At 69.6% G+C, this 12,348-nt stretch carries 7 protein-coding genes; 3 read left to right on the top strand and 4 right to left on the bottom strand.

Annotated elements, in window-relative coordinates:
* Positions 1 to 30 precede the first annotated feature (30 nt).
* From FVQ98_RS08545 to purL, 4 genes are all read right to left on the bottom strand, one after another.
* Positions 31 to 1,038, bottom strand: a complete 1,008-nt coding sequence (locus FVQ98_RS08545) for a hypothetical protein (RefSeq protein WP_147913010.1) — start codon at positions 1,036 to 1,038, stop codon at positions 31 to 33.
* A gap of 72 nt (positions 1,039 to 1,110) precedes the next feature.
* Positions 1,111 to 2,154: a hypothetical protein gene (locus tag FVQ98_RS08540; protein WP_147913009.1), complete on the bottom strand. Its 1,044-nt coding sequence runs from the start codon at positions 2,152 to 2,154 to the stop codon at positions 1,111 to 1,113.
* Between the two features lie 250 nt (positions 2,155 to 2,404).
* Positions 2,405 to 3,427 carry a hypothetical protein gene (locus FVQ98_RS08535; RefSeq protein WP_147913008.1) on the bottom strand — a complete coding sequence of 341 codons (1,023 nt, stop codon included), beginning with the start codon at positions 3,425 to 3,427 and terminating at the stop codon, positions 2,405 to 2,407.
* A 53-nt stretch (positions 3,428 to 3,480) separates the two neighbouring features.
* Positions 3,481 to 7,572, bottom strand: a complete 4,092-nt coding sequence (gene purL, locus FVQ98_RS08530; RefSeq protein WP_147913007.1) for a phosphoribosylformylglycinamidine synthase — start codon at positions 7,570 to 7,572, stop codon at positions 3,481 to 3,483.
* Positions 7,573 to 7,770: 198 nt separating this feature from the next.
* Between purL and map the strand changes: the two genes are divergently transcribed.
* The 3 genes from map (at position 7,771) to FVQ98_RS08515 (ending at position 12,242) form a co-directional block, all read left to right on the top strand.
* Positions 7,771 to 8,595 (top strand): type I methionyl aminopeptidase, encoded by an 825-nt coding sequence (gene map / locus FVQ98_RS08525; protein WP_147913006.1) that lies wholly within the window; start codon positions 7,771 to 7,773, stop codon positions 8,593 to 8,595.
* A 35-nt stretch (positions 8,596 to 8,630) separates the two neighbouring features.
* Positions 8,631 to 11,384: a [protein-PII] uridylyltransferase gene (locus FVQ98_RS08520; protein ID WP_147913005.1), complete on the top strand. Its 2,754-nt coding sequence runs from the start codon at positions 8,631 to 8,633 to the stop codon at positions 11,382 to 11,384.
* A gap of 285 nt (positions 11,385 to 11,669) precedes the next feature.
* Complete coding sequence (locus tag FVQ98_RS08515; protein ID WP_147913004.1) at positions 11,670 to 12,242, top strand: hypothetical protein; 573 nt, start codon at positions 11,670 to 11,672, stop codon at positions 12,240 to 12,242.
* Positions 12,243 to 12,348 lie beyond the last annotated feature (106 nt).

Here is a 12,348-nt window from a genome sequence, read left to right as displayed (position 1 = left end):
CGACAACGGAAGTCACAGGGGCAACGCCGGTCACTGCGACAGTGGCTCGTCGCGCAGGATCTGGGGCATGGGGCGGCCGGGCATGCCGCAGGCGTCCATCGGCTGCGTGGGTGCCGGGCAAGTGTCCAGGTACTGGAGCATCGCGTCGTTGAAAGCGTTCCGGTGCGGGTCGGCTGCGGTGCCGGGCGCCACGGTGCCGCTCCAGATGGCCTGCGCGACCTGCGGCGCGATCGGGAAGGTGGCCTGGTACTGCACCACGGCGCGGCGGCGCGGCCAGTCCACGGTCATCAGCACGGGGCGTGCGGGCACGAAGGCGCGGGAGGTGCCGTCGGCGTAGGCCAGCACGACGAAGGGGCGCACGTCCGGGCGCAGGGTGAGCTGCACCGGCTTGCTGTTCTTGCCCGGTGGCTTGAGCGTGAGCTGGTCGCCCGGCTGCAGGTAGCCGTCGGTGCGCACGCCGGCGCGCACCTGGGTGCTGCCGACGCAGGGCATGTAGGCGTATTCGACGTCGCGCGCCGGCTTGCCGGTGACGGCCATGGTGCCGTCTTCCACGGCGCGCAGGCGCTGCAGCGGGCGCGCCTGGCCGCGGGCGGAACGCACGCCGGTCAGCGCGGCGCCGTGGGTGAAGATGCCGGTGTCGGGGAAGAAGGTGGTGCGCTGGTTGAAGCCGCCGCCGATGTCGGTGCAGCGCAGGTCGTTGGCGACGTCGTGCGCCGTCCCGATCATCTTCTCCTGCCCTTCGAGCAGGTAGCGCAGGCGGTTCTGGCCGTCGATCTGGTAGGTGATCTTCAGGCCCAGCGACACGTATTCGGTGGCGTCGTCGTTGGTGAGTCCCAGGTCCGGAAACGGTGTGGTGTTGTGGACCTGGGGTGGCGTGAACGGGGCCGGCGCGGCAGCGCCGGTGTTGGGCGCCTGACCGGGGGCGCTGCCGCCGGTGGTGCCATGGGCGTTCGGACCGTTGACACATCCGGCCAGCCAGGCGCTGGCGCACAGGGCCAGGCCCAGGGTGATGACGGGGCGCAGGGTTGGCTGCTTCATTGGGGGTGTCTTCCTAGGTTGGTGGGATTGAAATCGGGCGTGGGTGCGCACACGGGCCACAGGTGTCCTGCGTTAGCGCGTCAGGATCTCGGGCAAGGGGCGGTTCGGGTTGGCACACGGATCCATGGGCTTCATCGGCACCGGGCAGGTGGCGATGTAGCTGGACACGGCACGGTTGAAAGCCTGCATCTGCGGCATCTGGGCGATGGTGAACGGCGGCAGTGTGGTGCTCCAGTGCACGCTGGCCACCACCGGCTGGATGGGCACGGTGATCTGGTAGAGGCCGACGGCGCGGCGACGTGGCCAGTCGATCGTCAGCAGCACCAGCTGGGCCGGCACGAAGGCGCGCTCTGCCCGCCCTTCGTACATCAGCATGGCAAACGGCCGGGGGTCCTGGGGCAGCACGATCGTCTGCACACCGCCCTTGCCGCCGTCCGGGCGCAGGCTGAGGCGGTCGCCACCGTTCAGGTAGCGCTCGGCACGCGCGCCGCCGCGCACACGCTGGCTGCCGACGCAGGGGGCGTAACCGTATTCGGCCTGGCGCGCGCGCGGGCCGGTGGCGGTGACAATGCCCTGCGCTTGCGAGCCCATGCGCAGCAGCGGCCGTGGCGAGCCGTCGCCCGACTGCGCAGCAACCAGACGCGCGCCAGCCACAAAGATGTCTGTGTCCGGGTACCAGACGGTGCGCTGGTTGAAGCCGGCGCCATGAGCGGTGCACCGTAGGTCCTGGGCAGGGTCGTCGGCCCCGGTCAGCATCGGCTCGGGATCGGCCGCGCCGATGCCGAGGTGGCCGTGGGCGTCAATGACGTAGCTGATCTTCAGGCGGAAAGCGTCGTAAGTGCCGTAGACCGGGTCGTCGGCGTCGGCCATGCTGAGGTCGGGGAACGGCGTTCTGTTTTCCACCGCCGGAGGGTGCTGACGGGGTGCGGGCGCATCGGCCGATGCCGCGGTCGCCGCGGAGGCGCTGGTGGCGCCCGCACGGTCAGACGGAATGCCTGCGGGCGAATCGGCGGGTGCCTTGCCCGGTGCCGCGCAGGCGCTGCCCAGCGCGGTTGCGGCCACCGCAGCAGATGCCGACAGCCGCCGACAACCCGCGCGCAGACCGCCCCGGTTCATGGTGGATGTGTTCAGTCTGCTTCTCCCTGTTGTTGTCGCTGTCCTGTTGGGACGTCCTGCGGCGCATGCGTAGCGATGGCTCCTCCTGGCGGAGCAGGCCACCGCCCTCATGGGCGGCTGCGTGCAGAGGATCCTGGGCCTGACGGCGCCGGTGTCGCGCAGCCGGTCGACGCCAGTATCGCCCCGCTTCGTGTCAATCTACCTTGCGAAAAGCCGCCAAGACGCCTCGCCAACACGGCGCAACGGCAGATCACACGTCCTTGACCGACCGACTGGCCGGCGCAGGCCGCAACAGCGGTGGCAACTGGCCGTGCGGGTTGGCACACGGGTCCATCGGCTTGCTGGCCGAGGGGCAGGTGTCCAGGTAGCGTTCGACCTCGCGGTTGATGTCGACCGCACTGCGGTCCTGGACCGCGCCCGGATCGGGCAGCGTGATCATCCAGGCGGCGCGCGCGACCTGCGGCTGCATGGCCACCGTCACCTGGTACTGCGCCACGGCGCGCCGGTTCGGCCAGTCGATCGACAGCAGTACCATGTTCGCAGGCACCAGGGCACGCGCGGGGCGGCCGGCAAAGTCCAGGATCACGTACGGGCGCATCGTGCGTGGCACCGTCAGGGTGACCGGTCGGGCGTTGCGCCCGGCCGGACGCAACTGGAGGCGATCACCCGGCTTCACGTAGCCGCTGGCACGGTGGCCGACGTCGACGCGCTGGCGGCCCACGCACGGCACGTAGCCGTACTCCAGTTCACGCGCTTTCGGCCCGGCGACGGACAGCGACCCGTTGTCGCCCTCCGACAGCACCACCAGCGGCCGATCCGCGCCCCTGGCGTCGGCCAGCGAGCGCAGTTGCGCGCCGCGCACGAAGATGCCGGTGTCGGGGAACCACACGGTGCGTTGGTTGTAACCGGCGCCATGGGCCATGCAACGGAAGTCGTTGGCCAGGTCATGGCCTTCGTTCAGCATCGGCTCCTGGTCCGCGGCAGGCTGCCACACGCCCCGGGCGTCGATGTCGTAGCTGATCTTCAGTGCCAGCGAGGTGTACTCGCCGTAGCCGTCTACCCCCGTGAGCGTCAGGTTCGGCAAGGTGGAGCGATTCACCACCTGCGGCGGCTGGGGCCCGCTGGCCACCGCCGGGCTGTCGGACGACGGCGCGGGCGCGCCACTGTCCTGCGGGCCAGTGGCGCAGCCCACCAGCACCAGCGCCGCCGTCAAGGCCAGCGTGGCGCGCCAGCCCAACGGCGCCTGGCGCACCTTGTCTTTCTCCCGCTTCATACAGCCCTCCCTGGACCGTCGTTATGGATTCTGCTGGGTGGTCGGTCGGCCGCTCACCCCACCCAGCGCCGCGCGTTGCGCCAGATCTGCATCCAGGGGCTGAAATCGCTCTTGGGCCCGTCGGTCCAGCTCATCTGGATGTTGCGGAACACGCGTTCGGGGTGCGGCATCATGGCCGTGAAGCGGCCGTCGGCGGTGGTCACCGCCGTCAGGCCAGCGGGGCTGCCGTTGGGGTTGAAGGGGTAGGCCTCGGTCGGCGCGCCGTGGTGGTCGACGTAGCGCATGCTGGCGATGACGCTGGCTTGGTCGCCGCGGGCGCGGAAGTTGGCGTAGCCCTCGCCGTGCGCCACCGCGATCGGCAGGCGGCTGCCGGCCATGCCCTGGAAGAACAGGCTGGGCGATTCGACCACTTCGACCAGCGACAGGCGCGCTTCAAAGCGTTCGCTGACGTTGGTGGTGAAGCGCGGCCAGGCCTGGGCGCCGGGGATGATGTCGGCCAGCTCGGCGAACATCTGGCAGCCGTTGCACACGCCCAGCGCGAAGCTGTCGCCGCGGCCGAAGAATTCGGCGAACTGCGCGGCCAGCTGCGGGTTGAAGGTGATCGAGCGCGCCCAGCCGATGCCCGCGCCCAGCGTGTCGCCATAGCTGAAGCCGCCGCAGGCCACCAGGCCCTTGTAGCCGCCCAGTTGCACGCGGCCGGTTTGCAGGTCGGTCATGTGCACGTCGACGGCGTCAAAGCCGGCTTCGTGGAAGGCGTAGGCCATCTCGACGTGCGAGTTGACGCCCTGCTCGCGCAGGATGGCGACCTTGGGCCGCGCGCCGCCCACCACTACATTATTGCTAGCTGCTTGCGCAGGTGGTTGTAGGGCCGCCGCCATGTTTTTCTTCAAATCGTCGGACAACGAAATGAACAGGCCCGGGTCGGCCGGGTCGCCCACCGACGCGTGTTCGGCGTCGGCGCAGGCGGGGTTGTCGCGCTCGCGGGCGATCTTCCAGCTGACGCTGTCCCACACCTGCTGCAGGTCCTGCAGGCTGGCGGCAAAGATTTCCTTGGTGTCGCGCCAAACGCTGAGTTGGCCCTTGCCCTTGTCGATGGTGTCGGCGGCCGGGCGCGTCTTGCCAACATAGTGGCTCCACTTAGACAAGCCGTGCGCGCGCAGCACTTGCATGACGGCGTCGCGCTCGGCCGTGCGCACCTGCAGCAGCACGCCCAGCTCTTCGGCAAACAGGGCGCGCAGGGTCAGCTCTTCGCGGCGGGCGCTGATCTGCGACGCCCAGTTCTTGGCGTCGCCGTACTCGGCGCGGCTGTCGCTGATGCCGTCGCCTTCGGTCACCAGCAGATCGACGTTCAGCGCCACGCCGACCTGGCCGGCGAAGGCCATTTCGGCCGCGGCGGCGATCAGGCCACCGTCGCTGCGGTCGTGGTAGGCCAGCAATTTGCCCTCTGCGCGCAGCTGGTTCACAGCGGCGACCAGCGCCTTCAAATCCTGCGGGTCGTGCAGATCGGGCACGCCGTCCACCGTCGGGCTGCCGGACTGGCCCAGCGCCTGCGCCAGCACGCTGCCCGCTAGGCGGTGGCGGCCACGGCCCAGGTCGACCAGCACCAGCGTGGTGTCGCCTTCGCGCGTGAGCTGCGGCGTGAGCGTGGGCCGCACGTCGTCGATGGACGCAAACGCGCTGACGATCAGGCTGACGGGCGACACGACCTTGCGCGCGGCGCCGCCGGCGTCCGTCCACTGCGTGCGCATCGACAGGCTGTCCTTGCCGACCGGGATCGACACGCCCAGCGCCGGGCACAGCTCCATGCCCACGGCCTTCACCGTGGCGTACAGGTCGGCGTCTTCACCCGGCTCGCCGCAGGCCGCCATCCAGTTGGCGGACAGCTTGACCTTGTCCAACGCGATGGGCGCGGCCAGCAGGTTGGTGATGGCTTCGGCCACGGCCATGCGGCCGGATGCGGGGGCATCTAGCGCGGCCAGCGGCGTGCGCTCGCCCATGCTCATGGCTTCACCGGCAAAACCGCTGAAGTCGGCCAGCGTCACCGCGCAATCGGCCGCAGGCACCTGCCAGGGGCCGACCATCTGGTCGCGGTGCGTCAGCCCGCCCACGGTGCGGTCGCCGATGGTGATCAAGAAGCGCTTGCTGGCCACCGTGGGGTGGCTCAGCACCTGGATCACCGCGTCCTGCAGGCTCACGCCTTCCAGCTGCAGCGGCTTGAATGCGCGCTGCACGGTTTTGACGTCGCGCTGCATCTTGGGGGGCTTGCCGAGCAGGACGTCCATCGGCATGTTGACCGGCTGCGCGTCCGCCGGCGCCTCCGCGTCGGCGACGATCAGTTCACGCTCTTCCGTCGCGTGGCCGACCACCGCAAACGGGCAGCGTTCGCGCGCGCAAATCGCTTCAAACAGCGGCAGCGATTCGGGTGCGATCGCCATCACGTAGCGTTCCTGGCTTTCGTTGCTCCAGATTTCCTTGGGCGCCAGGCCCGATTCTTCCAGCGGCACGGCGCGCAAGTCGAAGCGCGCGCCGCGGCCGGCGTCGTTGGTCAATTCGGGGAAGGCGTTCGACAAACCGCCCGCGCCCACGTCGTGGATGGCCAGGATCGGGTTGTCCGTGCCCATCGCCTGGCAGGCGGTGATGACCTCCTGCGCGCGGCGTTCGATCTCGGGGTTGCCGCGCTGCACGGAATCAAAGTCCAGGTGCGCGGCGTTGGCGCCGCTGGCCAGCGACGAGGCCGCGCCGCCGCCCATGCCGATGCGCATGCCCGGGCCGCCCAGCTGGATGAGCAGCGCGCCGGGGCCAAATTCGATCTTCTTGGTCAGCCGCGCGTCGATGTTGCCCAGACCGCCCGCGATCATGATCGGCTTGTGGTAGCCGCGCAGCAGCGCGTCATCACCCTCGCCCACCGGCAATTCGTACTCGCGGAAGTAGCCCAGCAGGTTGGGACGGCCGAATTCGTTGTTGAACGCCGCGCCGCCCAGCGGCCCCTCGGTCATGATCTGCAGCGCGCTGGCGATGTGCTCGGGCTTGCCGACGTCGCCTTCGCCCGGCCACAGCTTGGACACGGTGAAGCCCGTGAGGCCCGCCTTGGGGCGCGAGCCGCGCCCGGTCGCGCCTTCGTCGCGGATCTCGCCGCCCGCGCCGGTCGATGCGCCCGGGAAGGGCGAGATCGCCGTGGGGTGGTTGTGCGTCTCCACCTTCATCAGCACATGGCGCAGCGCACTCTCTTTCTGGTAGCTGGCCGCGCCCGTCCCGCCTGGGATGACGGGCGATTTGGCATCAAACACCTCGACCTGGTGGCCCTCCATCACCGACGCGTTGTCGGCGTAGGCGATCACCGTGTGCTGCGGGTTCATCGCCTCGGTGTGGCGGATCATGCCGAACAGGCTCTTGGCCTGCGGCGCGCCGTCGATGGTGAAATCGGCGTTGAAGATCTTGTGGCGGCAATGCTCGCTGTTGGCCTGCGCGAACATCATCAGCTCGACGTCGGTGGGGTTGCGGCCCAGCTTGGCGAAGGCGTCAACCAGGTAGTCGATCTCGTCGGCCGCCAGCGCCAGGCCCCAATCGATGTTGGCCTTCTCCAGCGCCGCCTTGCCGCCACCCAGCACGTCGACATGCGCCAGCGGCTCGGGCGTGAGTTCGGTGAACAGGCCGCGCGCCGCGTCGCGCGTGGGCAGCACGCTTTCGGTCATGCGGTCGTGCAGCAGCGCGGCGACTGCAGATTGCTCTTCTTGTGATAGCTGGTGGCGCCCGACCAGCTTGCGCTTGAGGCCAATTTGGTACTCAACAATGCGTTCCACGCGGTGCAGCGGCGCGGTGCTGGCGCCACCCGCCCCCATGCCGCAGTTGCGCGCGATGTCGGTCGCCTTGCTGGCCCAGGGCGACACGGTGCCCAGGCGCGGCGCGACCACGACGGTGGCATCCGCCGCGGGGGCGGTGCTGGCCGGCTCGCCATAGGTCAGCAGCGCGGCCAGCTGGGCCAGCGCGTCGGGGCTGGGTTGGCCGTCAAACGAGGCCAGGTGCACGAAACGCGCGCCGATCGATTCGATGCCCGGATGGATAGCCTGCAGGCGCGGCAGCAGTTGGCGGGCGCGGAAGTCGCTCAGGGCGTTGCCGCCGTCGAAAAAGTGGATGTGCTGGGTCACGTCGAGGGCCTGTGTCGGAGGGCGCGTGGGGGCCGGTTTCGGGCGGGCGCCCTGCCGCTGAATGGGGCATGGCGCAAAGCCTTGGATTTTAGCCCGCCGCCCTCGGGCGCCACGGCCGGCCAAGCGCCCCTGGCGCCCCGCGGGTCGCCCGCGCAGCCGCCCTGCGCCCGGCGCCGCCGGATGGGATAATTTGGCCCCATGAGCATCACCATCAAAGACGAGGCCGGCATTGCAGGCATGCGCGAGGCCTGCCGCATCGCCTCGCAAGTGCTGGACGAGATCACGCCGCACATCCGCCCGGGCATCACCACGCTGGACATCGACCGCCTCAGCGCCGAAAGCATGGCGCGCCACAACACGCGTTCGGCCACCATCGGCTACCAGCCGCCAGGCTACCCGCCCTACCCTGGTCACGTGTGCACCTCAGTCAACCACGTGGTCTGCCACGGCATCCCGGCCGACAAGGCGCTGAAAAAGGGCGACGTGGTCAACGTGGACGTGACCGTGATCACCCAGGACGGCTGGTACGGCGACAACAGCCGCATGTTCGAGATCGGCGAGGTGTCGATCGCCGCCAAGCGGCTGAACGCGCTGACGTTTGAATCCATGTGGCTGGGCATCGAGCAGGTCAAACCCGGCGCGCGCCTGGGCGACATCGGCCACGCCATCCAGAAGTTCATCGAAGGGCACGGCCTGTCAGTGGTGCGCGAGTTCTGTGGCCACGGCATCGGCCAGAAATTCCACGAAGACCCACAGGTGCTGCACTACGGCCGCCCCGGCACGGGCGAAGAGCTGGTTCCGGGCATGACCTTCACCATCGAGCCCATGGTCAACATCGGCCGGCGCGACATCAAGGAAATGCCCGACGGCTGGACCATCGTCACCAAGGACCGGTCGCTGTCCGCCCAGTGGGAACACACCATCCTGGTCACCCCCACCGGCTACGACGTGCTGACCCTGTCCGAAGGCAGCCCGCCGATCCCCGACTTCGTGCAGGGCATGCCGCGCGCCGTGCCGGCCTGAGGCGCGCCGGCCTTCCCGCCTTTCCCTCGCGCGCCATGCCGCGGCGCGCCGCCGCCATGCCGCCCGACGCCCTCACCACTCCGCTGGACCTGCCGCCGCCGACCGCGGGCGAGCTGTACCGCCAGCGCAAGACCGCCGTGCTGGACGCCATGCGCCACGCGCCGCCCGGCGTGCGCGGCGTGCGCACCGCGCTGCTGCGGCTGGCGCACCTGGCCGACGAGGCGCTGCGCTCGCTGTGGGCCGAAGCCGGGCTGGACGGCCGCCTCGCGCTGGCCGCCGTGGGCGGCTATGGGCGCGGCGAGCTGTTTCCGTTTTCCGACGTCGACGTGCTGGTGCTGCTGCCGCCCGGCGTCGACCCGGCGGCCGACACACCGCTGCGCGAGGGCATCGAGCGCTTCATCAGCAGTTGCTGGGACGCGGGGCTGGACATCGGCTCCAGCGTGCGCAGCGTGGGCGACTGCGTGGCCATGGCCGACCAGGACCTGACGGTGCAGACCGCGCTGCTGGAAGCGCGCCTGGTCACCGGCAGCCGCAAGCTGTTCCGCGAATTCCAGCAGCACTTTGCCGCGCACATGGATTCGCTCGACTTCTTTTCGGCCAAGCGGCTGGAGATGCGCCAGCGCCACGCCAAGTACGAGGACACGCCCTACGCGCTGGAGCCGAACATCAAGGAATCGCCCGGTGGCCTGCGCGATCTGCAGATCATCCTGTGGACGGCGCGCGCCGCCGGTCTGGGCGACCGCTGGGAAGACCTGGCGCGCGCCGGGCTGGCCACCGCGCACGAAGTGCGCCAGCTGCGCCACAACGAGGCGCTGCTGGCCATGATCCGCACCCGCCTGCACCTGATCGCCAACCGGCGCGAAGACCGGCTGGTGTTCGACCTGCAGAACGCCGTGGCCGAATCCTTCGGCATGGCGCACCGCGCGGCCGAGAACGGCCGCATCACCCTGCGCGCCAGCGAGGTGCTGATGCGCCGCTATTACTGGGCGGCCAAGGCGGTGACCCAGCTCAACCAGATCCTGCTGCAGGGCCTGGAAGAAAACCTGCGCATGCGCCACGGCGAGCCGGCGCCCGAGTTGCAGCGCGTCAACGAGCGCTTTTTCGACAAGAGCGGCCTGATCGAAGTCGCCAGCGACGACCTGTACCAGCGCGACCCGCACGCCATTCTTGAAACGTTTTTGCTGTACGCCAAGACGCCGGGGCTGAAGGGCCTGTCGGCGCGCACGCTGCGCGCGCTCTACAACGCGCGCACGGTGATGGACCACAGCTTCCGCAACGACCCGGTCAACCGCAAGACCTTCCTGGCCATCCTGCAGCAGCCGCAGGGCATCACCCACGCCTTCCGGCTGATGAACCAGACCAGCGTGCTGGGGCGCTACCTGTGGGTGTTCCGCCGCATCGTCGGGCAGATGCAGCACGACCTGTTCCACGTCTACACCGTGGACCAGCACATCCTGATGGTGCTGCGCAACGTGCGGCGCTTCTTCATGGCCGAGCACGCGCACGAATACCCGTTCTGTTCGCAGCTGGCCGCGGGCTGGGACAAGCCCTGGATCCTGTACGTGGCCGCGCTGTTCCACGACATCGCCAAGGGCCGCGGTGGCGACCATTCGGAGCTGGGCGCGCAGGAAGTGCGGCGCTTCTGCCAGCAGCACGGCATCGCCCAGGGCGACGCCAGGCTGATCGAATTCCTGGTCAGCGAACACCTGTCGATGAGCCGCATCGCGCAAAAGGAAGACCTGAGCGACCCGGATGTCATCCGCGCCTTTGCCCAGCGGGTGGGCAACGAACGGTATTTGACGGCGCTTTACCTGCTGACGGTGGCCGACGTGCGCGGCACCAGCCCCAAGGTCTGGAACGCCTGGAAGGGCAAGCTGCTAGAAGATTTGTACAAGCTGACGGTGCGCACCCTGGGCGGGCGCGCGCCCGACCCCGGCGCGCTGATCGAGTCGCGCAAGCGCGCCGCGCTGGTGCAACTGGCCCTGGCGTCCGAGCGGCATGAAAGCCACAAGCCGCTGTGGGACACGCTGGACGTCAGCTACTTCATGCGCCACGACGCCGGCGACATCGCCTGGCACACGCGCCAGCTGGCGCGCCACGTGCGCACGGCTCCGACCGCTCACAGCGCCGAAAACGCTACGCATTCGGTAGCTGCCCGCGCAGATGGTTCTACGGCGGAAGGCCGATTTGGCACCGAACCCAAGCCCTTGACCATCGTGCGCGCCCGCCTCTCGCCCGTGGGCGAAGGCCTGCAGGTGCTGGTCTACGCCAGCGACCGGCCCGACCTGTTCGCGCGCATCTGCGGCTACTTCGACCGCGCGGGCTTCTCCATCCTGGACGCCAAGATCCACACCACGCGCAACGGCTACGCGCTGGACACCTTCCAGATCGTCAGCGCCATCGAGACCGAGCATTACCGCGAATTCATCCACATGGTCGAGGCCGACATGCCCAAGGCCATCGCCAGCACCGACCCCCTGCCCGCCCCGCGCCTGGGCCGCGTGTCACGCCGGGTCAAGAGCTTCCCCGTCACCCCGCGCATCGACCTGCGCCCCGACGACAAGGCGCAGCACTGGCTGCTCACGGTCACCGCCAGCGACCGCGTCGGCCTGCTGTACAGCATCGCCCACGTGCTGGCCGCGCACCAGATCAACCTGGAGCTGGCCAAGGTCACCACCCTGGGCGAGCGGGTCGAAGACATGTTCCTGTTGCAAGGCGCACAACTGCAGCACAACAAGACGCAGCTGGCGATCGAGCAGGAACTGCTGGACGTGCTGGAGCCGGCCTGAGCGCTGCACGGGCGGCGCGGGTCGGCGCACCAGGAGGTGCCACGGCGCGACGGCGAAGAGGCGAAACAGCGCCACGGCAAAACGGTGCGCCCGCGCTTGGCCAGGTCCGTATCCGCTTTTCCACCCCTTGGCGCAGCTCGCGCGCACCCCGCCACGGCAGGAAACGGCGTCGCTGCCCATCCGCGATAGCTATACTATCCGTAGCTGCCCGCGCAGATGGCTGTAGGGCTATCGCCTCATTTCTCTTGAAACCCGCCTTGTCCTAGTTCACGCCGTCCGCCGCCAATGACCACCCCCACCGATACACCCCGCAGCGACGTTGCGCGCGTTGCCCTCACCCAGGCGCTGCGCGGCATGGCCGTCGCCGCCGCGCTGGTCGCGCTCTGGGTGCTCTGGGGTTTCATCGGCGGTGCGCCCAAGGACGAGCGCCCGCCCAGCCTGCCCATCGGCGACCTGGCACCCGAGCGGTTCAAATGGTCCGACGCGCCCGTGCCCCCGCCCGGCGTGCGGCCCGAAGACGGCGCCCGCTACAAGCTGCTGGTCCTGCGCGACGCCGCCGGCACCGCCCGCGCCTTCTACCTGCCCGCCGCCGACGGCCTGGCCACCGTCCCCGCCGGCAGCAGCCCCTTGAGCCCTGGCGTCCCCTGCGACGACTTCGCCCCCGACTTCCGCACCCGCGACATCGGCTGCCGCCAGGCGCGCCCCGGCTTCGAATTCGCCACCCGCCTGCGCTGGGCGCTGGACGGCAGCCCGGTCACGCCGGGGGCCACGGCGCTGGTCGCCGCGCCGGGGGCCGAGCAAGCGGGCGAATGGGTGTGGCCGCGACCGGGGCCACCGGTGGCAAACCGGTCGCAGTGAAACGGGGCGACCCTCAGCCCTACAACCACCTGCGCAGACAGCTACATCATTCATAGCAAAAATCTGCTGATGCGAGGTGCCCGGTCGTCGGTCGCTCCTTGTGGTC

Origin of the sequence: Ottowia flava (assembly GCF_008017535.1) — a bacterium.
GTDB classification, from domain to species: domain Bacteria; phylum Pseudomonadota; class Gammaproteobacteria; order Burkholderiales; family Burkholderiaceae_C; genus Ottowia; species Ottowia flava.
The sequence above is the reverse complement of the archived record's forward strand: the minus strand, read 5'-3'. Positions and strand labels throughout refer to the sequence as shown.